Annotated in this window: 20 protein-coding genes and 5 pseudogenes; 10 read left to right on the top strand and 15 right to left on the bottom strand. The window is 69.2% G+C overall.

Annotated features, from left to right (window positions below; translation table 11 throughout):
- Positions 1-15 precede the first annotated feature (15 nt).
- The 6 genes and pseudogenes from V1460_RS16840 to V1460_RS16815 all read right to left on the bottom strand — a co-directional run bounded on the left by V1460_RS16840 (position 16) and on the right by V1460_RS16815 (position 8,671).
- The gene (locus V1460_RS16840; RefSeq protein ID WP_338674512.1) at positions 16-621 is read right to left on the bottom strand and encodes a class I SAM-dependent methyltransferase; all 606 of its coding nucleotides are present in this window, start codon (positions 619-621) and stop codon (positions 16-18) included.
- A gap of 375 nt (positions 622-996) precedes the next feature.
- On the bottom strand, positions 997-3,123 hold the full coding sequence (locus V1460_RS16835; RefSeq protein WP_338674511.1) for a TfuA-like protein: 2,127 nt from the start codon (positions 3,121-3,123) through the stop codon (positions 997-999).
- Complete coding sequence (locus V1460_RS16830; protein ID WP_338674510.1) at positions 3,120-4,310, bottom strand: YcaO-like family protein; 1,191 nt, start codon at positions 4,308-4,310, stop codon at positions 3,120-3,122. The genes V1460_RS16835 and V1460_RS16830 overlap by 4 nt, the downstream gene beginning before the upstream one ends.
- 725 nt (positions 4,311-5,035) lie before the next feature.
- Entirely contained in the window at positions 5,036-6,328 is a 1,293-nt protein-coding gene (locus tag V1460_RS16825) for an MFS transporter (RefSeq protein WP_338674509.1), read from the bottom strand.
- Positions 6,325-7,533 (bottom strand): JmjC domain-containing protein, encoded by a 1,209-nt coding sequence (locus tag V1460_RS16820; RefSeq protein WP_338674508.1) that lies wholly within the window; start codon positions 7,531-7,533, stop codon positions 6,325-6,327. Before V1460_RS16820 ends, V1460_RS16825 begins: the two co-directional genes overlap by 4 nt.
- A 137-nt stretch (positions 7,534-7,670) precedes the next feature.
- A pseudogene (locus V1460_RS16815) lies at positions 7,671-8,671 on the bottom strand (IS5 family transposase).
- Between the two features lie 499 nt (positions 8,672-9,170).
- Between V1460_RS16815 and V1460_RS16810 the strand changes: the two are divergent.
- Positions 9,171-9,518, top strand: a pseudogene (locus tag V1460_RS16810) (response regulator transcription factor); the annotation flags it as partial.
- A gap of 67 nt (positions 9,519-9,585) precedes the next feature.
- Positions 9,586-10,218 carry a GAP family protein gene (locus V1460_RS16805; protein ID WP_338674507.1) on the top strand — a complete coding sequence of 211 codons (633 nt, stop codon included), beginning with the start codon at positions 9,586-9,588 and terminating at the stop codon, positions 10,216-10,218.
- A 33-nt stretch (positions 10,219-10,251) separates the two neighbouring features.
- Here the strand turns inward: V1460_RS16805 and V1460_RS16800 are convergent, their stop codons facing one another.
- The 7 genes and pseudogenes from V1460_RS16800 to V1460_RS16770 form a co-directional block, all read right to left on the bottom strand.
- Entirely contained in the window at positions 10,252-10,524 is a 273-nt protein-coding gene (locus V1460_RS16800; protein WP_338674506.1) for a hypothetical protein, read from the bottom strand.
- 9 nt (positions 10,525-10,533) lie between these two features.
- Positions 10,534-11,622 carry an iron-containing redox enzyme family protein gene (locus tag V1460_RS16795; RefSeq protein ID WP_338674505.1) on the bottom strand — a complete coding sequence of 363 codons (1,089 nt, stop codon included), beginning with the start codon at positions 11,620-11,622 and terminating at the stop codon, positions 10,534-10,536.
- Positions 11,623-11,780: 158 nt separating this feature from the next.
- Positions 11,781-13,169, bottom strand: a complete 1,389-nt coding sequence (locus tag V1460_RS16790; RefSeq protein ID WP_338674504.1) for an IS1380 family transposase — start codon at positions 13,167-13,169, stop codon at positions 11,781-11,783.
- Between the two features lie 340 nt (positions 13,170-13,509).
- A complete protein-coding gene (locus V1460_RS16785; protein ID WP_338674503.1) occupies positions 13,510-14,055 on the bottom strand; it encodes a hypothetical protein in 546 nt (181 codons plus the stop codon).
- On the bottom strand, positions 14,039-14,809 hold the full coding sequence (locus tag V1460_RS16780; protein ID WP_338674502.1) for a transposase: 771 nt from the start codon (positions 14,807-14,809) through the stop codon (positions 14,039-14,041). The genes V1460_RS16785 and V1460_RS16780 overlap by 17 nt, the downstream gene beginning before the upstream one ends.
- Positions 14,806-15,093: a transposase gene (locus V1460_RS16775; RefSeq protein WP_338674501.1), complete on the bottom strand. Its 288-nt coding sequence runs from the start codon at positions 15,091-15,093 to the stop codon at positions 14,806-14,808. The genes V1460_RS16780 and V1460_RS16775 overlap by 4 nt, the downstream gene beginning before the upstream one ends.
- Positions 15,094-16,102: 1,009 nt before the next feature.
- A pseudogene (locus V1460_RS16770) lies at positions 16,103-16,360 on the bottom strand (transposase); the annotation flags it as partial.
- Positions 16,361-16,530: 170 nt separating this feature from the next.
- Between V1460_RS16770 and V1460_RS16765 the strand changes: the two are divergent.
- The 6 genes and pseudogenes from V1460_RS16765 to V1460_RS36355 all read left to right on the top strand — a co-directional run bounded on the left by V1460_RS16765 (position 16,531) and on the right by V1460_RS36355 (position 19,460).
- Positions 16,531-17,643, top strand: a complete 1,113-nt coding sequence (locus tag V1460_RS16765) for a M15 family metallopeptidase (protein ID WP_338678075.1) — start codon at positions 16,531-16,533, stop codon at positions 17,641-17,643.
- 53 nt (positions 17,644-17,696) lie between these two features.
- Positions 17,697-17,924 (top strand): transposase, encoded by a 228-nt coding sequence (locus V1460_RS16760; RefSeq protein ID WP_407077622.1) that lies wholly within the window; start codon positions 17,697-17,699, stop codon positions 17,922-17,924.
- A pseudogene (locus V1460_RS16755) lies at positions 17,876-18,418 on the top strand (SDR family NAD(P)-dependent oxidoreductase); the annotation flags it as partial. The gene V1460_RS16760 and the pseudogene V1460_RS16755, both read left to right, overlap by 49 nt.
- 40 nt (positions 18,419-18,458) lie before the next feature.
- Complete coding sequence (locus V1460_RS36360; RefSeq protein ID WP_407077621.1) at positions 18,459-18,587, top strand: SDR family oxidoreductase; 129 nt, start codon at positions 18,459-18,461, stop codon at positions 18,585-18,587.
- A gap of 200 nt (positions 18,588-18,787) precedes the next feature.
- Complete coding sequence (locus V1460_RS16750) at positions 18,788-19,186, top strand: UDP-N-acetylglucosamine 2-epimerase (RefSeq protein ID WP_338674498.1); 399 nt, start codon at positions 18,788-18,790, stop codon at positions 19,184-19,186.
- Positions 19,173-19,460, top strand: a complete 288-nt coding sequence (locus V1460_RS36355; protein ID WP_407077469.1) for a UDP-N-acetylglucosamine 2-epimerase — start codon at positions 19,173-19,175, stop codon at positions 19,458-19,460. The genes V1460_RS16750 and V1460_RS36355 overlap by 14 nt, the downstream gene beginning before the upstream one ends.
- On the opposite strand, the gene V1460_RS16745 is transcribed toward V1460_RS36355, so the two are convergent.
- Complete coding sequence (locus V1460_RS16745; protein WP_338674497.1) at positions 19,361-20,017, bottom strand: VCBS repeat-containing protein; 657 nt, start codon at positions 20,015-20,017, stop codon at positions 19,361-19,363. The genes V1460_RS36355 and V1460_RS16745 overlap by 100 nt on opposite strands.
- Before the next feature lie 457 nt (positions 20,018-20,474).
- Here V1460_RS16745 and V1460_RS16740 point away from each other — a divergent pair, with 457 nt between their 5' ends.
- Both V1460_RS16740 and V1460_RS16735 read left to right on the top strand, forming a co-directional pair.
- Entirely contained in the window at positions 20,475-20,816 is a 342-nt protein-coding gene (locus V1460_RS16740) for a transposase (protein ID WP_338674496.1), read from the top strand.
- Positions 20,804-21,724 carry an IS3 family transposase gene (locus V1460_RS16735; protein WP_338674495.1) on the top strand — a complete coding sequence of 307 codons (921 nt, stop codon included), beginning with the start codon at positions 20,804-20,806 and terminating at the stop codon, positions 21,722-21,724. Before V1460_RS16740 ends, V1460_RS16735 begins: the two co-directional genes overlap by 13 nt.
- Before the next feature lie 170 nt (positions 21,725-21,894).
- Here the strand turns inward: V1460_RS16735 and V1460_RS16730 are convergent.
- Positions 21,895-23,157 (bottom strand): annotated as a pseudogene (locus V1460_RS16730) (ISL3 family transposase); the annotation flags it as partial.
- Between the last annotated feature and the right edge of the window lie 43 nt (positions 23,158-23,200).

Here is a 23,200-nt window from a genome sequence, read left to right as displayed (position 1 = left end):
CCGGCCGGAAGAACGTCACCGCCGGTGGACGCTGACGGCATAGCCGCCGCCGTCATAAGGGTCGGCATCCCAGGTGGCGAAGCGGTCGACGAAGCTCAGACCGGCCGCGGTGCAGCAGTGATCGTACTCTCGCAAGGTGATGCTGGGCGGTACCGGCAAATGGGCCTCGTCCAGGCCGAAGCCGGCAACGATCAGACCACCCGGACGCAGGACCGAGGCCAGTCTCTTGAGCACCGTGGCTTCGGTACCGGAAGCGAGCAGCGGGAAGACATTCCCTGCGGCGACCACCAGGTCGAATTCAGCGGCGATGCCCAACGGCCCCGGATCGAACCCGGCCAGATCGGCATGGAACCAGGGCAGGCCCGGCGCCTCCTGCTGCGCCACGGCCAGCATCGAGGCATCACGATCCACCCCGACGCAGTCGTACCCCAGCTCCGCAAGCCGGATCATCACCCGCCCGGTACCGCACCCGGCGTCCAGCACCCGCGCTCCGGCAGGCACGAGCGCCGCGCACAGCCGCGCCTCGCCGTGCACGTCCTTGCCGCTTCCGGCCAGGGCCGTGAATCGTGCGGCGTAGTCCTGCCCGGACGTCCCCCCGGTCAACTCCTCCCAACGGCTCATGGAGGAAAGCATAGTCCGACCGTCTGTACCTCCACATGCCACCGGTGCGGGGCGCTGAGTGCCGCTGCCGTCCAGCGGTCGTGCACGTGCCGGCTCCCCCACCCAGGCCCCCGCGACCGCTTCCACGACATCGGGGCGCCGGCCTGTCGGCGGTGCTGCGGAAGCGGCTCACCAGCGGGCCCGGTGGAATGCTTCGCGTAACCCCTCAGGAGCTCGCGTGCGACGGGTGCCGTCGATCAGCGCGACGATGTCGTGCCTGCAGGGGTCGGCCTGCCTCGTCCGCATACCGCGCACGGAATCCGGCCGACGTTCCCGTCCGGCGGGCACGTCGGGGAAGATCACCCCGGACAGCCGACGTCAGTGCCGTGGGCCGCCTCACGGGTCCGTGTAGGAGAGGATGGCCAGCAGGCCCGGCTCCTCGCCCGAGTACGGGGTGCGCCAGTGCGGGATGCGGTTCCCGGCGAACGCGCGCACGCTGCCGTCGGCGTGCGGGTGCCCCAGCCGCTCGAACTCGGCGCACTCGGGCCAGAACCCCTTGTCGGCGACCACCTCGGCCAGGCGGTCCGGCGATGCGTCGCGCAGCGACGGTGCCCACCACATCGACGGCAGACGTTCGGTCAGGGCGATGCCCACGGTGACGGTCGCCTCGGCCGGGTCGGTGTGCAGGCCTTGGAAGTCGCCGTGGTGGTAGACGACCAACGAGCCGCCCCGGGGTACCAGCTGGGACATCCCCGTGGCCTCCCGCAGTGCTGTCAGCAGGTGCTCGTCGAAGGCGAGTTGTTGGAGCCGTGGCCCCGCCGGCAGGAGGCCGCAGTGTGCCGGGGAGGCGAATGAGCCGTCCCGGTGGGAGCTGACCTCGTCCCGCTCGTACGGGGTGGCCGTGCCGATCTGCTCGTGCGCCTCGGTGGCCGTGGCCTTCACCCGCTCGGCGTCCAGGACGCCGGGCAGCAGGACGCTGCCGTGCCGGTCCCAGTCGGCGCGGGCAGTACCGTGGCCGACGTGCGGGACGGTGTGCCCTGCCCCCTCTTCTCCGGTGCCGGACGCATCCGTGGCCTTCCGCGGGTGTGCGCGGAGGGTGCTCACCATGGCGTCGATGCCGGTGAAGCCGTGGTCGCGCAGGACCGCCGGCACGTCGCTCGCCCGCTGGACGCCCCAGCGGACGAGCACCGACCGGCACACGTCACGCAGGGCCGTGGGGTCGTTGACCGGAGGTGCGGCATCGGTGCGTGCGTCGGCGAGTGCCGCGAGCGCCTGGTGATAGGCGGGGCAGCCCTGGAGCCGTTCGATGAGTGGCGTCCTCCAGTCGACCCGGGGGTCAGCGAGCCAGAGCCGGACGGCGAGGAGGGGGCCTGCCGTCTCCCACGGCTGGTCGCGCTCCTCGTCTCGGAGCAGGGTGAGGGCGTCTCCGGCCTCGCTCGAGGACGACGGCAGGCCGAGGTCCGGCAGACGGGTGCTCAGGGCCCGGGCCAACGGCTCCCACTCCAGGTGGGTCCGGTCGTGGTCGGAGACGTCTGCGATGTCGCCCAGGGCGCGCCGTTGCTCTCCCACTGCGGCATTGCCCGACTGTGGCTGGGTCTGCAGCAGCAGGCACTCGGCCGCCACGCTCCGCTGGAAGGCCGGGTATTCGGGCCAGTCGAGCGCAAGCTGGGTCAGGACTTCGTCATCGCGCGCCAGCACCCGCTCCGACCCTAGGGTCTCGCGTTCGCCGTCCGGAGCCGAGAACGGCGGCGAAGTCGGGGTCCAGCGACGGAGATGGGTGGTCGTCGCCAGCTGTACCGGGGCTCCCCGGTACCGCAGGCCACCCGACGGGCCGCGGTCGGCCGCACGCATGTCGGACGTGAGCGTTGTGGCACCGGCGATGGCGAGCGCGGCGACGGCGTCGCGGTGTTTGACGCCCGGGCCCCGTGCGGCACAGTACGCGCGGAAGGAATCCAGCGCTGCCGCCCGGCAGCCCCGCCGCCGGGCGGCATCGAGAATGGTGAAGTCGTCGCGAGCGGTGAAGGGAAGGCTCTTGGCCGCCTCGACGACGGTACGGGCGGTCACCTGGTCGATGGCGCCTTCCCGGGCGGCTGCGCCGGCCGCATCCCGCAGGTCCACCAGGGCCCAGCTGGTCGGCCGGTAGGCGCTCTCGGCGTCGGCATGGGTCAGCGCCACCTCATCGTCACCGACCAGGACGCCGTCCCGGTAGCTGCGGAACACCTTCCCCACGCCCCGCATGCCGAACGCCTCGAGCTCCGCCGCGCGTAGTGCTCCCATGCTGGAAGCTCCGTACACCGTCACTCCCCGGTCGAGGAGGGCGAGCAGTTCCTTGTGACGAACCGCGCGTGACTGGAGGAAGACGCCGTCGATCACCACCAGGGTGTCTCCCGCGTCCCACTCCCACCGCAGCACCTGGTCCGCGGCGACCGGCCCGCGGACCTCTGCCTCGGGCAGCATGCGGTGGACGTCTTCCCTGCTGATGGTGGGTCCGGCGGTCACGACCAGTCTCGATGTGTGGTTCATGCCCATGCTCCAGTGTCGAAGGTGAGTCCCGGCGCGACGACGTGCACCACGGGGATGCCGTAGGCGGGTACGGTGAGATCGGCCCGGAGCACGGTGATGCCGTGCTGCGCCGCGACTTCCAGGAGTTCTTCCAGGTCGGCGTCGAGGTCGCGCGGACCGGTGGACGCCGTTCCGTGGGCCCCTGTCAGTTCTGCTACGCCGGGAACCGCTGCGCCTCCGTTCCCCGACTGCCGATCCGAGGTCCCGGACGCGTCGGTGAAGTCGTAGTGGAACACGCCGATGTCGTCCCGGGCTCCCGCCACCGCGGTCAGTCGCGACTGCGCAGCCTCGGTGAGGGCCCGGGACAGGGCCACGTCGGCGTCGGGGTGGGTGCCCGAACCGGAGAACCACCAGGGCACCGACGGGGACCATAGGCGGGCTGCGAAAGTGGGCACCCGAAGGTCGCAGGTGACATCGGTGATTTCGACGACCGCCCCGGCCTGGAGGAGTCGTTCCAGCACCGCGGACGCCGCCCCCGAACCGTCCGGTTCGGCCCGTACCGCCGACTTCCAGGGGCCTCCGGAACGTGCGGCGACGGCCAGGGAGTGCCGCTCCACGACCTCCAGCAGTCCGTGCAAGGTGGCCTCGGTGAAGTTGTTGCCGCTGGCCAGCCCGTTGCTGCTGGTCTGAACGGTCGGCGGTGCCCAGGATGAGCGCATGCGGAGGTCGACCACGACCGATTCCAGCGGAGCCCAGGTGGCGGTGTGCGCCGTCAGGTCCTCGACGGGACACCAGCGGATCCGTGTGGCGGGGCGCAGGGCGTGCCCTCCGAGCAGCGGCAGTTCGGTCCAGTCGTAGGTGAGTTCGGTGGCCAGCTGGGCCGGGGTCGCCACGGTGGTGTCCAGGGCGGGGTCCTCCGCGCAGTGCAACTCGAAGGACTCCATGGCGGCGGAGACGCGGGCCAACTCATGGGTGACGCCCTTGCCCTGTGAGACGGACAGGCTCATGGCGTTGGGCCGGATCGCCTGCCACACCGGGAGGCCGATGTCGTCCAGGAGCGTGACGTCCGCGACCCTGGTGATCCCGACCGTGCCCAGCAACGGCTGTAGGCGCTGCCAGGTCTCTTCCGGCGGGACGGACCGATGGGTGCCCTGCCACACCGAACTCCAGCGGTGCGGTGGCGCGGCGAAGTCGAGCACAGCGGTCATGGGGCTGCCTCCTCGGGGTGTCTGGATGACGACGGTGCTGCGGAACGGTCCTCCACCCGTCCCGCAGCACCGTCAGCTCGTCACTCTGCGGAGCAGGCGACGAATGTGCCGGTACCGAGTGCCTTGGCCACGGCCGCGTCCAGGTCGTTGTCGAACGTGGCGATGATGTCGTTGAGGTTCATGTCCTCGTCCTTTCGGTGTGTGTCGTGGGCGGGGAGAACGTCCCCTCCACCCTGATGTCCACGGTGCCGTGGGGAGGGGGGTGGTGCGATCCCCCAACGGGCCCATGCACCGGTGGAGGTCCGTGTCCGCCGACGGGGGTGTCCGATCGACGACGGATCCGCGGATCACCGACCGCGTCGGCTGCGAGAGGCACGATCCGGCCGGGAAGAGCTACGGCAACGGCCACGACGGGGAGAACACCCCGCGCACCGAGGCGACGGGCGGCCGCCGAACCAGCCCCGGCCCCGCCGGGGCCGGCCGAAAGCGCACGGAGCCACGCCGACGCGGGCGAATTCCGGCAGGCCGGGCTCCTCTTGGAGTCGGTCTCACTCGGGGAACCCGCCGGCGGGTTGCTCGTGCCCGGGCCGAGGGGTATGCGCGGCCGGAGGACGAGGCGCGTCCCTTGCGGCCGGGGAACGTTCCGCCGGGCGGCCTCGGAGTCGAGGCGAGAGGGCGAGGGACACGCCCCGGGAGTGGTGGGGGAACGCAGCCGCCGGGGGTCGCTACGCAGGCGTCGCCGCAGCGCCTTCGCCCGTGCCGCCCGCACGACCTCGGGCCGTGCGCGAGGCGCGGCCGAGCGGGATGCACAGTGCCGCACCGGTCAGCCCGGCCGCCAGTGTGGCGACGGCCAGGACGTGGCTGCCGTGTCGAAGACCCCACGCCGCCAGCAGGGGGGAGAGCGTTCCCGCGGCGGCGAGGACGGTGCCCCAGATACCGTGGTAACGGCCGCGTCCCCCCGGCGGCGTCATGTGCCGCAGGACGTGGGCGGTCGCGACGAACCACGCGATCTCCCCAGGGGCGCACGCCGCCGCGGCCACGATGAAGCCGGGCGTCGTATGCGCGAGCGCCGCCGCGGCCATGGGTACGGCGATGGCCACCGAAGCGACCGCCGCCATGGCCGGCATCGAGCGTCCGGAGGCGGCACGGCGGCTCAGCCACGGTGTCATGGCGGGAGTGAGCACGACGACGGAGACGGAGTTGACCAGGGCGGTAAGGCCGTAGGCCCCGGGAGAGAGGCCCCGGGCAGCCATCGTCATCGGCAGGGCCGCCGCAATGCCGACCAGGGCCGTCATCGTGGCCAGGCCGGAGCCGAGCAGGAGCACCAGATGCCTGGTGAGCCGGAGGCCGCCGCGTCGGTTCCTCTTCGCGCGCCCTGCGCGGTGCAGACGGTCGGCGGGCAACCGGCGCAGCACACCCACGGCGAAGAGCGCGCATGCCGCGGCGTTGATCCAGTAGAGGGCGTCGACGCCCAGTCCGGCGGCCAGCAGACCGCCGACGCCGCCGGCGACGAGGGCACCGCCGTTGACCACCAGTCCGTACCGCAGCGCGTTGAGCTTCGCGCGCCGCCCGGGTTCGGGTACGAGTTCGTCGATCGCGGCGCCGACCACCACGCGCGGTGTGTCGAAGACGAGGCCAAGCGCCACCGCTCCGGAGACCAGCAGGGCCGGCGACGTTGTGGCCGTGAGCAGAGGCATGACAGCGGCGGAGGCCAGCGCCGCCGCCACCAGCGTCGGCCGCCGGCCGAAGCGGTCGAGCAGTCGGCCGCACGCGACCTGTCCGCCCGCCCAGCCTGCGCCGAAGGCGGCGAGCACGACACCGGCGACCTCCGTCCCGTGGCCCTTCCCGGCCAGCAGATAGCTCAGGAACGGGTAGGCGAATCCGGCCGCGCGCAGCAGCAGCAACCCGGCCAGGAGCAAACGGAGTTCCGGCGGGCACCAGGCGCGGATGTCGGCGGCCCGGGTGCGGGATCGGGCCGCAAGGCCACGGATGCCCGCCTGCCGTGTGCCCTGCGTCATGGTACGAGGGCGACCGCTCCCAGCCGCGCGAGCGTCTTCACGGCCCTGACGGAGTCTTCGGGTGCGACGGTCGGTACGAACTGCCCTGCCGGCACCACAGTGCCCGCAGCACGGGACCGAAGGGCGTCGGCAACGGGTCGCGGCATGGCCACCGTCTTCCCGCCGAACCGCACACCGACGCGGTCACCGTCGGCGCTCGGTGTGAACGAGAAGTCGGCACGGGCGGCCCGCACGGCCGTGGCCGCGTCCGTCTTGTCCACGGCCGCGGCGGAGGCGAACCGGTGCTCGGCGGCGGTTCCCTCGGCGTCGCGGCCCTCGGCTGTCAGGCGTGCGACTTCCGTGCGCGGGTCGATCGCCCTGAGTCGGTCCACCAGGAGCTCGATCTGGTCCTTCAGAGCCGCCGCCTGTTCGTCCCAGGTCTCCTCGGCGAGATGGGGGAAGCCGCGGTGCTCCGCGTCGATCGGCAGCGTCGCGGCCACTGTGGACCGCAGCAGTTCGGGCCAGGTGCGTGGTGTCACGGTCACCGTGAGGTGGAGGGAGACGGTGTTTTCTGCGGCGGCTACGTGGGGGGTGCCGTTCGGGAGGTACAGCACGTCGCCGGGCTCCAGGGTCACGTCGAGGAGCGGCTCGCCCAGGTGCTCCGCCCGGTACTCCTCACCTACCTTGTAGGAGCGGCCGTCGGGCCGGGTGACCTGCGCCGTGGGCCAGACCCTCCATCGCTTCTTGCCGTGAAGGTGGATGACGAAGGTGTCGTTGGGGTCGTGGTGGATGACGAATCCCTGCTGCCCTGCCGGAGTGAGGAAGGCGAGGGAATCGCTCCGGGTCGCGAACCGCTGCGCCAGCATCGCGTTCAGCGCACGCAGGTTCGGCCGGAAGTGGTTCATGGAGTGCCACACGACGCTGGCTCCGGAGCGGAAGTGCTCGTACACGCGCTCCGGCACCACGCGGTCGGGTATGTACTTGCGCTGTACGCGCAGCGGTTGCGTGTAGGTGCCCTCATGGATCAGATCGCCGCGTTTGACCAGTCTCAGGTACTGCGTGCGCAGGGCCTCCTCGTGCAGGCACTCGTCCAGGTCGGCCACCGACAGCAGTTCCTCAGGCGGGCCGGTCAGTGCGCCTCTGCGCAGGAGCGGGGACCTGCCGAAGTACTCGGTGAAGAACTCGTCCTCGTCGCCGACGAGCGAGGCGAACGTGGGTACGTACATGGTGGCTCCTGTCCACGGGGTGTTCCGCCGGGAAGTCCGGGCGTTCGGAAAAGGGGGCGCCGGCGGCCGGAGGCGGCCCATGGCCGTACGGGCCGCCCCCACCCGTCGCCGCTAGGGAGCGTATTGCGTCGTGATCATCAAGTGGTCCGGGTGAGATCTCTGAGCCAGATCATCGAGGCGCGTAGGTGGAGGCCGGCGAGGTAGCTGTCAGGGGTCTTGTCGTATCGGGTGGCGATGCCTCGCCAGGCCTTGAGCTTGTTGATCAGGCGTTCGACGGTGTTCCGCTCTTTGTAGAGGTCGGCGTCGTGGCTGACGGGTCGGCCGCCTCTGGAGCCCTTCTTCTTCCGGTTGGCGGCCTGGTCCTTCTTCTCCGGGATGACCGCCTTGATACGGCGTTTACGCAGGTGGGCGCGGTTTCCGCGGGACGAGTAGGCCTTGTCCCCGGCGACCGCGTCCGGCCGGGTGCGGGGACGGCCGACGGGTCCACGCACCCGTACCTTGTTCAGGACGGGGATGAACTGCGGGCTGTCGGCGGCCTGTCCCGCGGTCAGAATGAACGCCAGCGGGCGGCACTTGCGGTCGCCGGCGACATGGATCTTGCTGGTCTGCCCGCCCCTGGAGCGTCCGAGGAGGGCGGCCTTCAGCCGGAGTTTCCGCCGTCGCCGGATGCGCCGTCGCTCTTCCCGCTCGGGATCGCCTTCGGCCCCCTGCCCGGTTTGTTCGTCGCAGTCGCCCCCTTTGACCTGGTCTTCTCCGCCTCGGCGGCAGCCTTCTCCAAGGCTGTGAGGACGTCTTGGTCCAGATGCATCCCGGCTGCGTCGTGATGGGCCCGGGCGGTGGTGGAGTCGATGCTGACCAGGGACAGATCCACCTCACCCCGCTTCGCGGCTTCCGCGATCAGGCCCTCCATCAGGGCCCCGAAGACCCCGGCATCACGCCACTGCCGGAACCGGTTGTGGACGGTCGACCAGGCACCGAACTCCTGCGGCATCTCACGCCACTGCCCGCCCGTCTTGAACCGCCAAATCACGCCCTCGAACTGCTGCCGCAGCCGTTCCGGATACGGGCCGTACTCGCCGATCGGCACATACGGCTCGATGAACTCCCACTCCGCATCCGTCAGTTGCACTCGCGTCACCCAAGAAGGTCTACCCGTCCAGACCCTTCCGCGAAGGCAGATCCCGCACATTGATCAGGACGCAATACGCTCCCTAGGGGACGTACTGGGTGATGAGGTCGTCCGTCTCGGACTCGATCAACTCGATGTCCATGTCCATGTCCAGATCCGTGTCCAGGTTCATGGCGCATTCCTTCCTGCGTGGGGATGGGACGACCGGCGGGGAGTCAGGATCCCCGCCGGTCCTAGGGCCATCGTGGCGCCCGGGCCCGGTCGGGCACCCCGGCCGATCGGTCGAAAGACCGGTGGAGCAGCCGCTCCTCCTCATGGCGGACAGGGGCCGCGGCCAACCACGTCTCGTGTCCGTACGGATGCCCTGAGTGCGTGTCGGCCGGATCCGCTCCGACATGCCCGCCGACCACCCGCCGTGCCGTGTGGAACCCAGCGCACGGGCAGCAGGACAGCGTCCCCAGAGTCGTGATCCCGTACGGCTCCACGGGCGGACGGGACGGTGTGCCCCATGCGTACACACGAGACCCGCATACGCGTCGTCGTGGCCGACGACCACCCGATATACCGCGAGGGCATCACCCAGGCGCTCAAACAGAGCGGGCTCATCGAGGTCGTGGCCGAGGCCCGGGACGGCGCGGAGGCCCTGGAACACCTGCGGACCCATCAGCCCGATGTCGCAGTGGTGGACTACAAGCTGCCCAAGCTGGACGGCCTCGCCGTCGTCCATGCGGCCGAGCGGGACGGTCTGCCGGTGCGTGTGATCGTTCTCTCCGCCTACACCGACGACTCGCTGGTGTTCCGGGCCGTCGGGGAGGGCGCCGCCGGCTACCTCCCCAAGGACGCCACACGGAGCGAGATCGTCGACGCCGCGATGAAGGCCGCCCGGGGCGGGACGGCGCTTCCCCCGGATCTCACCAACCGAGATGGTGGCCCCTGCACTGGGGATCGCCCTGTCGCCGTTCCCGGTGGTCCCGGCGATCCTCCTGCTGCTCACTGCGCGGGCGCGGGAGAACAGCAGTGCCTTCATCGCCGGCTGGACGGCCGGAGTCGCCGGTGCCGCCGTCTTGTTCACCCTGCTGACGTCCGTCGTCGAGTTCACGGGCAAGCCGCCCGCGGCAGTCTCATGGGGACGGATCGGCCTGGGCGGCCTGCTGATCCTCCTGGGCGCGATGCTGTGGAGGCGCAGGCGAACGAGGGCGGATCCGGCATGGATACGAGCCCTGGAGAGCACCACCTGGCCGAAAGCGCTGCGGCTGGGCCTCCTGCTCTCGGCGGTCAACCCGAAGATCCTGGTGCTGATCGCGGCCGGTGGCGTCGCGATCGGTTCGGCCCAGCTCACGACTGCGGGCAGGGCAGGCTCCATCGCCCTGTTCGCCGTCATCGCCTCCGCGGGCGTCATCCTTCCGCCCTTGCTGCGCCTCCTCGTCGGGGAGCTGATGATGCCGCCGTTGGAGCGGGCCAAGGACTGGCTCAAGGCCCACAACGCCGCCATCGTCGCGATCGTCATCGCCTTGATCGGGCTCCTGCTCGTGGTGAAGGGCGTGGGCGGGCTCTGACGCCGCCGTCCCGGCCGGACGCGCCCCTCGGGGCTACCCACCCGCTCCCCGGGCACGTCGGATCGCCGCCTGGCGCCTTCCCGGACCGTCCGTCCGCGCCGTCACACCGAACGACTGGGACGAGAGCGTCACCGGGGCCGGGAAGGGCACCGTAGTGGTGGTCGCAGACCAGCCTGAGGTACGCCGGGCCGGTCTGAAAGCGGTGCGTGTCGCGTCGATGGCCACGTGGTCGTTGCAGGGCGCCCGGCACATGGTGAAGCCGGCGCCGGCGAGGCCGTCGGCCGTGAACGCGTCCTGCGGCGCCATCGTCGCTCCTCAGCTCACGGCGATGGCGGCCACGTCCCGGCGCGGGCGGCACCGCATACGGGCGAGGAGCGCGTCGAGGTAGTCCTGCGAGGTGTTGAACCGGATCATGGCGCCCAGCGCGATCTCGCGCCCGGTCCGCGGGTCACCGGAGACCAGCGGGCCCACTACGTTCTTGAACCAGCCCGCCGCATGGCCGGTGTCCACGCCGATGTGGAGGTCGTGGTACACGATGCCGACTTCGTCCAGGTCGTGGCGCCGCCAGGCATCGACGACGCGCCGGAAGCGCCGGGGAGCGAGGTACTCGGTGACGCCGAAGTAGCCGACGGCCTTGTAGTAGTGGCGGCGGGAGAGCGCCAGGCAGGCGGAGATGTTGCCGGAGACGATCGCTTCCGGCATGAGGGTATCGCGCACGTAGGCGGCATCGGCTCCGACGGCCTCCAGGGCCTGGTCGAAGAGCGAGGTGTGCACCATGGCCGGGTTGCCGTTGCCCATCTCGTCCCAGTAGTTGGCGGCGATCTCCAGCTTCTCCCCGCCCCTGCCTGCCCACCGCATGAGGGCCAGGATGTCGTCGAAGCGCGGGTCGAGACTGGTCTCCTGCGTGAGCAGACGCAGGTCCTCCCACTCGCCCGACTCGGGAAGGTGCTCCTGGTACAGCGGGTGCCAGCCTGCCGGGTGGTCGCTGACCATGGCCTTGAGCCAGCGCACGTACGCGGAGCCCGAGTCGGGGTAGCCGGTGACAGCGCCCTTGGCTATCCGGGACAGCTCGTGGTCGAGCACGGCCCCTTCGAGCAGGGCCGCGACATCGCGCAGGACGGGCTGGAACTCTCGGTCGACCTCCTCCACGGCGACTGCGGAGTAGTCGTGGTCGTGGATGAACGCGAGCGCAGCGTGCACCTGGGCACGTGCCTCGTGGTCACCGTCCTCGTAGCCACGGGCCGTCAACGACCGGCACTCCTCGGCCAGCGCGGCACGGAAGGCGTAGTCCTGGGAGACCCGGGACAGCTCCTGCGGGGAATACCGGTCCAATCGCCGCAGGGCTGCGAGGAGCCCGCCGGAGGCGAAGCGGGGGGTGCTGTTCGTACGTCGGTCGGTGTGCATCACTTCAGCCTCGATCCACCGCGTGAATTCTGATCACGGGTGTCGGGCGGGTTCCGGGGGTTTCTTCGGAGTGCGGGCAGCGGTGATCGCCGGGTGGCCGTCCGGTACGGGGTCTCCGAGGTCTTTCGGGTCGTGGGCAGGCAGGGCGGTGGCGCGGGTCAGGTGACCATGCGCTGTCCGGTCGCTGTCCACAGGTCGGTGAAGTCGTCGGCCCAGCGCCGGTGCCTGGGCAGGTGGAGGGTGAGGCGGCGGGCGCCGGTGGCGATCCGGGCGGGGATGTGGATCAGGTGGCGGCGGATGGTGCCGGTCCTCGCCCGGGTGTGGAAGATGGAGGCGAGGCGGCCGACGGCCCGGGTGAGGTTGTAGGCGGTGGCGGCCAGGGTGAGCCAGGCGGCGTTCGCGGTGAACTTCCCCGAGGGCAGATGGCCGAGCGCGGAGTCCTCCAGGTCGGCGAAGACCTGCTCGACCTGGGCGTGTTCGCGGTGCATGGGTTCGGCCTGGGCCAGGACGAACGAGCTGTCGGTGAAGACGACGTGGTGGCGCCAGACGCCGAACAGCTCGCCCTGCCCCTCGGGCACGCTCTTCGGGTTCAGGCGCTTCACCCGGCGCACGATCAGCCGGGCAGTGGTGTGGAACGCCTTCTTCTTGCTGGTGAACGCGGTGAAGGGGACCTCGGCGATCTCCGCGTCGGAGATCCAGCGTTCCTCCTCGACATCCCAGACCGCGGCGGCGTACTTGATCGGCGTCCAGGCGTCCTCGGCGATGTGCGCGATGGCCTCACGGATCTTCTTCCTGACCGCGACCGCGAGCGAGAACCGGGCGCCGGCCTTGCGGCAGGCCTCGACGACCTTGTGGGAGAAGTACGCGGAATCGGCGCGGACGATGATCTGGGCGGTAATGCCCATCACCCGCACGGTGGCAAGGGCCTCGCGCAGCAGACTCGCCGCGCCCTTGCCGGAGTTCGCCGAGCCCTTGCGCAGCCTGGTGGCCACGATCACCGGAGGGCAGGTGCCCGTCTTGACCGTGACGATCTGGAAGTGCAGGCCGCGCTGCTTGGTGTAGCCGAACGAGGCGCCCTGCTTGGTCGGCCCGTAGACCTGCTTGACCTTGGAGTCGATATCGACGAACACGACCTCGTCCCCGGTGGGCACCAGGCCAGTGTGCGCGGCGAGATTGCAGGTGAACGCCCGTGTGGCGGACTCCAGTTGGCGCACGTGCCCCCAGGTGAACGCGCGCAGGAACGACCCCAGCGTGGATGGGGAGCGCACGCCGCCGAACAGGCGGGGCAGGCCGCCGTGGCGCAGCACGTCCAGGTCATCGATGCTGTCCGCCCCCGCCACCATCCCGCCCACGATCGACAGCGCCTTCGCGTCGGCGGCCGTCCCGGCACCGTTCTTCGCGCCGGTCAGCTTCACCTTCTCGGCCACCAGAGCTGGCAGGCCACACCGCTCGGCCAGCCGGACCGTGGGGACCAGCCCGGCATGCGCGATCAAGTCCGGGTCGTCGAACGCGGCGAACAGTCCCGCGGGCCTGTGGGTAACTCTCACTTACGAGGTGCCTTGCTTCGTGGGACTGATGAGGGCCTAGGAACTCCCATCATCCCAGGTCAGCGGGCACCTCTTCTTATTTCGTCGTCCACAGACCCACTATCGCGCGGTGGATCCAGGCTCAGATCTTCGTGGTGTGATCGGTTGTGGCCGGGTGGTGGTCGCCAGGGGCGGAGGTGGGCGGGTAGTGGGTCGCCACGCCGGTTGTAGTGGCTGACTGTCGCCCGAGTCTGGTGGAGGGATCGCCAGTGGTGCTGCTGCAGGTGGTAGGCGGGTTCGTGGTGGCCGACGAGGGCGGTGGCGGCGAGCACGCCGGCGAGTGCTGGGACGGTCAGACGGATCAGCGGTAGGCGCTCATCTCTCTCGCCGGTGTGGCTTTTCCCTGCTCATCGCCCTGTTCGGGTACGTGGTTGGAGACCGTGCCGTCCTCGGACGTGGCCTGCTGCTCGTAGTGTTGGGCGCGCTGGATGGTCAGGAAGGCCAGGGCGAGCATCGCGCAGGTGACGTGGCGGTGCCATGAGTTCCAGCGGCGGACCTGGTACTGGCCCAGCCCGGTGATCTGCTTCGCCTGCTCGTTGTTCTCCTCGATCTTCCAGCGCACTCCGGCCCGGCACATGGCCAGCGGCAGGGCGGCGTCGCGGCGGTGGTGCACGAGGAAGTAGGCGTACTCGAAGTCCACGCGCCCGCCCGCGAGCTGCTTCTTGTCGGTGGAGCGGCGAATCAGCAGGTGCTGGGCGAAGCCGTCGGCGGGCCGCTGGCCGGGCAGGAGCACGTCGGACCAGGCCCAGTCGTAGTACCGCTGCCCCTGGGAGCCCTCGCCCTGGCTGCGGCGCTCCCACCCGCCACGGGCGATCGCGTAATGCAGCAGGTCACCGGCCTTGGCCACGGCGGGCTGGTACGACTTGCCGGGCGGGCCGGCCACCGGCAGGCTGACCGGCACCCCCAGCACGTACGGGCAGGGCATTCTCATGCAGGAAAGCGCGCAGAGCGGGGTCCTTGCCGTAGTCGGCGTCGGCGGCCACCCAGCCAAAGGGCAGGCCGCGGCCGATGGCGCCGCGCAGCATCTCGATGCCCAGCTCGGGCTTGGTGGCGAAGGTGATCTCCTCGGGCATCCCCGCGTCCCGGCGGCGCGGCGCGTCCTGGGCCCAGACGGCGGGCAGGTACAGGCTCCGGTCGAAGAAGGTGTGCCCGCACTCGGCGGCGTAGGTGAGCATCACCATCACCTGGCAGTTGCGCACGTCCCCGGTAGACCCGCAGTGCTGGTGGGCCACCCCGACCGACCGGGTCCCCTTCTTGATGACCTGGGTATCGTCCAGCACCAACGTGGCCTGCGCATCCCCGAGGCGGCCGGCGATGGCCAGCCCGGCCTGGCGCATCAGACGGGCGACGCGCTTGCGGTCCACACGCAGGCCGTCGAGTTCGCGCAGGTCCGCGAGGATGCGCGAGGCGCCGTAGGTCCCATGGGACCGCTCGTGGTGCCCACGGATCTTCTCGGTCAGCTCGGCGTCCTCCCGATGCCGGCGGGAGGGGCCGCGGTCCTTCCAGGCGTAGTAGCCCTGCCGTGACACACCCAGCAGCCGGGCCATGAAGGAGACGTCGTGGTGTGCCCTGTTCTCGTCGATCAGCCGGTAGCAGATCACCGGCTGGTCTCCCGGACGAAGAAAACCGTGGCCTTGCGGAGGATCTCTTTCTCCTCGCGCAACTGCTTCACCTCACGGCGCAGCTGGGCGAGCTCCTCCTTCTCGTCGCTGGTCAGCCCCGGGCGCCCCCCGGCGTCCACTTGGTCCTGGGTGGCCCAGGTGCGGATGATCTGGGCAGACGGCTCGAACTCCTTCGCCAGCTCCTTCGGCGAACGGCCGGCCCTGACCAGCTCGACTATCCGGCGACGGAACTCCGGCGGGTAGGCCGGACGCGTCCTTGGCACGATGAACTCCTCCTTGCGGGACCCAGTGCCCCAAAATGGAAGGTTGTCCATCACACCGGGGCAACTTCAACGACACTCACGACGCTCCGTCACCACCGAAAGTGAGACAGGGCCGAACGATTTACAGTCCCCGGCCTGATCACCGAGCCGTCATGACCACGCCACCCGCCATCACAAGTTCAACCTCAGTAGTTGTATGCCGACCGCCCTGGATGAACTCCTGCGTGTTGCTAACGAGCTTTCAGTTGACTTGAGTACGATTAGCTCACTGTTGATCGGGTGTGGTGAGGAAACGATAGATGGTTTGGCAGCGGATACGGCTCGTGGTGCCGGTGTTTGAACCTTAGAGGGCTTCTCGCGTGGTGAGTTTCGCGAGCTTCTTGTAACAGCAACAGCTTAGGGCTGCCGCAAGCCGCTCGCTCGATTCGATCTGAGGAGGCCCGATGCGCGGGATGAGCTCTCGCTCTCGCAGCCAGGTGAAACGGTCGGCGGAGAAGTACGCGCGGGCCTGACCGGTCGGCGTGCCCGTGACCCGCAGCGGGAGCGGACGGCGGGTGTACCGCCGATCAGCCGCTTGAGGGCCAGGCTGTCGTGGGTGTTCGCGCCGGACACAGCGATTGGTCCAGGGAGATGTCCTGGGCCTCGGAACAGCACGTGCAGTTTGCTGCCCTTCTTGGCGCGATCGACCGGATCGGGCCCGGTCAGCGCACCCCCTTTTGAGGCTGGTCCGAGGCGGCATCGACGATCGCCGAGGCCCAGTCCAGCTCCCGGCGCGCACGTTCGTCTAAGGGCTGTCCCGTAGTCCGCGGTGGATCAGCGCGCGGCGTCAGGTGTATGGGGTCTCCCCCGGCCCTTGGGGCCGAGGGGACGCAACGCAAGGCGGAGGGTCGCCCTCATACCGGGTTTATTCGGGCGATTCGACAACGCAGCGTGGGGGCACCTCCCGGCGAAGCCAGGGGGAGTGCCGTAGCTGTCGTCGCGCGCCCGCCGGGGATTACGGGACAGCCCTTAGGACCACCCAGTGGAGCCGATGCCACAGCCCCGCCCGGGACCAGGCGTTGAACCGGCGATGCACCGTCGCGGGAGAGACGCCGAACGTCTCCAGCAGATGCCGCCAGGCACACCCGCTGGTCAGCACGTACACAACCGCCGTGAATAGGGCTCGCTCGTCACACGGAGAGGTCTCGTTCCCCGCGGAAGGGAGTTGAACGACGGAAGCAACCGAGCGACGAGCTCCCCGCGAACCAGCCGGCCCCAGCTTCTCCAAGCAGCCGAAGGGCCGGCGACGAGCGTCCGATGACTCTTGATGCGTCTGCCATGACGGCTGCCCAGAGAGCTGGAGGATTGATGAAACGTAACCGTAAACGACTTGAGGCAATGCGGAGCGGGCCTGCAACCTCAATGCTGAGCACCGCTACCTTCGCCACTGTGGCACTCATGGGCGGTGCCGCATTGCAGGTCGACTGGCCGTCATCGTTCAGGGAACTGGCGGCTGGCTCGGGCAGCAGTCAGGAGAAGAACCAAGCAACGCCGACCGGCGTAATCTCAGTTACTCTCACCGGGCCCACGGCGCTTGTGAGCGAGGAGACAGGGACCCTTCGCCTGAAAACCTCCGCTCCGACGCACGCAAAGATCACCGGCGGTAAGATCGAATGGCAAAGTCGTGCTGCGGGAACCTCCGTCTGGCGCACCTTCGAGATGCTGAAGCTTGGTCCTGAGGGACAGGCGTCGGTGCAGGTGTCGCCCTGGAAGGCGACCGAGTATCGGGCTATCCTCCACGACCGTCATGCGGTCACCAGGGTCAGTACCTCCTTTCAGGTCAGGACCCGTCCCGCAGTGGAACCGGTCGTTGTGCCGAAGCTCGTTGCGGAACCCCGTTTCAGTAGTTCTACCGACCCTGCGCGACGACCGCGTGCTGTCGGAACTGGCGCTCATGCGAGCGTCTCCCATGTCCCCGGTTCGGTGTGGGCACGCGTGATGGGTGTCTCCTACACCGCGGGTTGCCCGGTCGGGCGAGACGATCTTCGCTATGTCCAGGTCAATCACTGGGGTTTCGACGGGTACCGCTACCGAGGCGAGATCATCGTCCATGCGTCCCTGGCTCAGCAGACTGCGGCAGTTTTCACGGATCTGTACCGCCTCAAATATCCGATCCGGCAAATGCGCCTGGTGGATGACTTCGGCAAGGGCTTGGTTCAGGGCGCGAACGACTACTTGTCCATGAGCGCGGACAACACGAGTGCATTCAACTGCCGCTTTGTTGACGGCAGGGAGAGCCGCCGGGTACTGTCCCCGCACGCCTGGGGTCTGGCAATCGACATTAACCCCTGGGAGAACCCCTTCCAGACCAAGACGGGAGTCTTTCCCGACCGCGCTTACCTGGATCGCGACATTCCTCATATGGCTGTCCTAGGCAGCCGCAAGAGTCCGGCCGTCCATGCCTTTGAGAGCCGTGGACTACGATGGGGAGGGCGCTGGGTCGAGAGAGACTACCACCATTTCGAGACTCTCCACATCAAGCGGAAACAGGGGGTGAACCTGCCCACGTAGTGTGGAGACCGCGACCGGAGGGATAGTCGAAGGTCAAGGGATCCAGGAAGCGCATCTACAACGCGGAGTTCCGCGAGGGTGCGGTACGGATCGTGGCGGAGACCGGGAAGCCTATCCCGGAGGTGGCCGAGAAGCTCGGTGTGCATCCGGGGACGCTGCACAGCTGGGTGTCGCGGGCCAAGCGTAACGGCTCGCCGTCGTCGGACACACGGAGGATCGTCCGGCAGCGCTGGTGCTCGGTTCTTCGCGGGGAATCGGTGCGGCGACGGCGCGGGCACTGAGGGCGCAGGGGCATCGGGTGGTGCTGCATGGGCGGTCGGCGAGTGCGGCGCTGTCCGGGCTCGGGGGTGAGCTGGGAGTGCCGACGGTGGCGTTCGATTTGGCGGATGTGGCGGCGGCGCGGCAGGGCGTCAAGAACGTGGTGGCCGAGCACGGACTGCCACAGGTGGTGGTGTACAGCGCGGGCGTGAACCGGGTGGTGCCGTTCGAGGGCGCCTCGCGGGAGGAAATCGCGGAGGCTTTCGCCGTGAACGTGTGGGGTGCGGTGGGAGTGTTGCAGGACCTGCTGCCGAAGATGGTTGCCCGAGACGGCGGGGCGGTGGTTTTGGTGTCGTCGATCCGCGGCGTGGACGGCCTGGCCAGTGATCGGACGGTGTTCTACTCGATGGCCAAGGCGGCACTGGGCAATCTGACGGCATCGCTGGCCAAGCGTTTCGCGCCGACGGTACGGGTCAACGCGGTCGCGCCGGGGTTCACCGCCACCGACATGGTCTCGACTTGGGACGAACGCACCTGGCGGCAGGCCCCGGGGCAACCTGCTCGGCCGACCCGCGGAGCCGGAGGAGATCGCTGGGGCGATCGCGTTCCTCGCCTCGGACGCCGCCCGGCACATCACCGGCCAGACCCTGGTTGTGGACGGCGGCTATGGCCTGGCCGGAAAGTAGGCACCGGACGCGCCGGTGAATTGCACTCGAAGGAGTGACGGTCGTGCCGTCGCACCCGCCCCGCCGACCACGGGAGGCGCGAGGTCCGCAGGCAGGGGCGCCTCTGAGCCGATCGGGGAACGCGCCGGTTCGGCGCGCGCGGGCCGAACTGGGCTTCCGGATCTCGGTGAACCGCCTTGCGACAGTCACGCGGGAACCAGGTGGGAAACACGGACACCGATCGGACGATTACCGTGTACCTGGGCGCCCGCACGAACGTGCCCAAGGTCTGGGCACTTCAGCAGGCGGTCGGCAAGATGCACACCTCAGCGGTGAATTGGTCGTACGTGCACACCGGCCAGCACTTCGACCCGTGCCTGGGGCGGGAGTTCTGCCACGAGCTCACGCTGCGGGTAGACCGGTGGTTGCAATGCGGCAACGCCGCCAGTGACGCCGAGCAACTCGGTCGGCTCTGCACACTGGTGGAACGCGACCTCGACGAGCGCCCCGCGGAGGTGGTGGTGGTCGGCGATGTGAACTCTACCGTCGCCGCTGCGCTGGTCGCCGCCCGCCGGGGCACCCCTGTGATCCACCTGGAGGCGGGGCTTGCGCTCGCCTGACCGTACTCCGGAGGAGGCGAACCGCCGGATCGTTACCGCGTGCACGGACCATCACCTGGCGACTACTGCCGAGGCCGTAGCCGCACTGCGCGGCGAGGGCGTGCCCACTGAGTGCGTCCACTTCGTCGGCAACCCAATGGCCGAGGGTCCTGTCAGTGCGGTCGCCTGGCGAAGTCAGCGAACACTTACGACCGAGGCGGAGTCGGCAGAGCGGTCGGCGGTGACGAAGTCCGGTCTGCCGTCGCCGTTGAGGTCACCTGCCGCCACCCCGTAGGGGCCTGTACCGGTGGGGTAGGAGGTCCGTTCAGACCGTCCCCAACGGCTGTGCCGTGCGAGGACGGAGACCGTGTTGCTGTCAAAGTCGCAGGTGATGATTTCCAAGCTGCCGTCACCGTCCAGGTCTGCGGTGGTCACGCCGGTCGGGTTAATGCCGGTGCGCTTGGTGACGGCGGACCTGAAGGTGCCGTCGCCTCTGTTGAAGAGCAGCGAAACGGTGTTGTCGCCGCGGTTGGCCGTGATGATGTCAGGCTTCTCGCCAGCCCGCAGAGCGACGGCCGTCACGGAGCGGGGCTGGCGCCCGACCCGGTAGGCGACGCGAGATTCAAGGACTCCGTGGCCGTTGTTCCTGAGTACGGACACGGTGTTCGTACCGTTGTCAGCGGTGATGACGTCGACTCTGCCGTCGCCGTTCAGGTCGGCGGCGGCCACGGAGGTCGGATTGACGCCAGTGGCGTAGGCAACAGCGGGCTCGAAGGTACCGTCCCCCCTGTTGATGAGAACCGACACCGTACTGTCGGCGAAGTTCGAGGTGACGAGATCAGGCCCGTCCACACCGTTCAGGTCGGCGATGGCTGTGGACAGCGGTCGGGCCCCGACAGAGTAGTCACGGTACGAAGAGGACCCGTACGGTCCGTCGGCCCATGCAGGGCCGCCAACACACAGTACGGTCGCCAGCGTCGTGGCGGAGGCTCGCGCCCATCTCGCTCGGGCGGTCCGGCTGGTCCAGTCGGCCATCGGTCTCGCTCTCTCGTATCGCTCGCCCACCGGGTTTATCGGCGGGTCACTTCGACGTCCGTGGATTTCAACCAGGCAAGCCTGTGGTTGTATTGGACGCTGATATACCGCTCAGGTCCGGTAATGACCGTGTCGGGCGGGTCCGGGGAGAAGTCCTGGGCGGGTGTCGCCGACCTTGTGGCCACGTAGGCCTGCCCCTTGAGGATGGTGTAAACGCCCAACTGAACCTCCCCTCGTAGCGTGGAGACCGTGACCGGAGGGATAGTTGAGGGTCGTGGGATCCAGGAAGCGCATCTACAACGCGGAGTTCCGCGAGGGGGCGGTACGGATCGTGACGGAGACCGGGAAGCCGATTCCGGAGGTGGCCGAGGATCTCGGCGTGCATCCGGGGACGTTGCACAGCTGGGTGTCGCGGGCCAAGCGCAACGGCTCGCCGTCGTCGGACACGCCTGTGCAGGCATCGGCGGGGGCCGGCTCGGGTGGCCGTTTGCGGGAGGGTGAGCGGGCGGAGCTGGAGCGGCTGCGGGCGGAGGCCCGGGAGAAGGACAAGCGCATCCGCGAGCTGGAGATGGAGCGTGATGTGTGCAAGCGATTCGTGGCCTTGTGGGTGAAGTAGCTGATGCGGACCCGGCCGTCGCGGTCGGGGTGATCAGCAGCTGCAAGGCCGAGCAGAGGATCCCGCACCGGATAGCCTGCCGGGCGCTGGGCGTGTCCGAGTCCTGGTATTACAAGTGTCGGGACCGCGAGCCGACTGCCCGCGAGGTGCGCCGCCAGCACCTGGCGGAGGAGATCGAGGAGATCTTCCACCGGTCCGGCGGCACCTACGGCTCGCCGAAGGTGTTCATCGAGCTGGTACGCCGGGGCTGGCGGGTGTCGGTGAACACCGTCGCGAAGCTGATGGCCGAGCTCGGGCTGGCGGGCCGGAAGGTCAAGCGCCGCCGGTCGCTGACCAGGCCGGGCAGGCGGCCGGCCGCCCCGGACTTCGTGCGCCGGGACTTCAGCGCCGAGGAACCCGATCTTGTCTGGGCGGGCGATATGACGGAGATCGAAACTGGGGAGGGCAAGCTCTACCTCGCCACCGTCATCGATCTGTTCTCCCGCCGCCTGCTCGGCTACGCGATGGGCGAAAGGCATGACGCGGAGCTGGTGGTGGCGTCGCTCAACATGGCCGCGGCCACCCGTGGCGGCGACGTGCGCGGCGTCATCATGCACACGGACAGGGGCAGTGAGTACTGCTCGCGGCGGTTCAAGCGGGCCTGCCGCCGGCTCGGCATCGTGCAGTCGATGGGACGAGTCGGATCTTGTTTCGACAACGCTGTGAGCGAGGCGTTCAACAGCGTGCTGAAGGTCGAGTACGTCCACCGGCACACCTTCCGCACCCGCACCGAGGCCCGCATCAGGATCGCCACCTGGATCACCGACTTCTACAACGCCAGGCGGCTACACAGCGTATGCGGGTTCAAGAGCCCGATCGACTACGAACGTGACTACCGAGCCACTCTCGCCGAGGGACTGGCCGCATAGATCGTCTCCACGCTGCGAGGGGATTGACAGTTCGTCGGTGAGATCACTCGGGTACGGCTTGCGGTCACTCATCCGGCCACCCAAGCGAACCCCGAACGCCTGACCGGCAGACATGCTCCAACGTCACCCCATCGAGCGACACCAAACCCGGCATCACGGCGCGAACCGCACTCTAAGGAGCGGGCGACGTCCCTGATACCGGCGGCCAGTTGGGTCATTTCGCGGCAGGCGGCGGTGGGCTTGGCCAGGAGTTCGTGGTGCTCGGCCTTGAGGTTGTCGGGCCTGGTCAGCAGCATTCGGGCGAGTCGGCGCGGGGAGATGTGGCTGCGGTCGGCGTCCGCACGGCCTTGGTTGATGTACTTGTGCAGGAGGTTCAGGCAGCCTGTGAAGCCGAGGGCCTTGATCTCTTCGTAGAGGTGCTTGACGGGGATGCCGGGGTCTTCGGCCCGGCGCTTGCGCAGGTGCTCGCGGTAGGGGTCGACGAGGCTGGCCCGGTACTTGGGGACGCGGAGCATGCGCTCGGGCCGGTCGGCGCGGGCGTAGCGTTTGACGGTGTTCAGGGCCAGTTGGAGACGGCGTGCGCATTCGAGCAGGTCCACGCTCTTCTCGAGCAGGCCGTGGACCTGGTGCCAGCGTTCGAGGGTGGTCTGGGCGCGGGGCCCGTCGTAGATGGGCGCGTCCAGCACGGCGGCCCAGCAGGAACTGTGCGCCTTGGCCTCGCTCAAGGCGGCTTCGCGCAGGTTGTGTCACACATGCCACCGGTCCGCGACCTGCACCGCGTCGGGCAAAGCGCGCCGGATCGCCTCGGCGTAGGTCGCGGAGCCGTCACGGCACAGGATCTCGATGCCCGGATGCTCGCGCGGCCACGCCTCCAGCGTGTCGGCGGTGCGATCGGACAGCACGTCGATCCGCTCATGGGTCTCGGCATCGATCACCACGGTGGCATAGCGGTGCCGCCGGCGCAGAGCGAAGTCGTCGACGCCGATCACACGGGGCACCCGCCCGACGGGAAGTGGGATCCGCAGGAGCGTGCGCAGGGCCGTGTGACGTGACAGACTTACCGCCGATATCGCCAGCAAACGCGTCCCGGCCCCGGCCCGCTAACTCCTTGACCACGGCCTTGACCTGCCTGGTCAGGGGACGGTTCGCCGCTGATATCGGTCCAGCACCCCGGACACCTGCTCGCGGAAGGTGTGGCGGCAGCCGCGCGTGGGACACACCAGACGCCGCACCCGCACACGGACTACCACCCGACGCTCATCGACCGGCACGTCGGCCACTGTCCGCCAGTGATAGCCGTGCACGCGCGACGATGATGCCCCGCACACCGGGCAGACCGCAGTGTCCCGCGGGATCCGTGCCCGCACCATGATCCGCTCACCCTCATCGGTCACATCCTCGATGACCAGCAGCGACAGACCCGAGAACACCATCTTCACAAACTTGTTGACATCCTTCACGCGAGGGTCAACGACA

The organism is Streptomyces sp. SCSIO 30461 (assembly GCF_037023745.1).
Classification (GTDB): Bacteria; Actinomycetota; Actinomycetes; order Streptomycetales; family Streptomycetaceae; genus Streptomyces.
The sequence above is the reverse complement of the archived record's forward strand: the minus strand, read 5'-3'. Positions and strand labels throughout refer to the sequence as shown.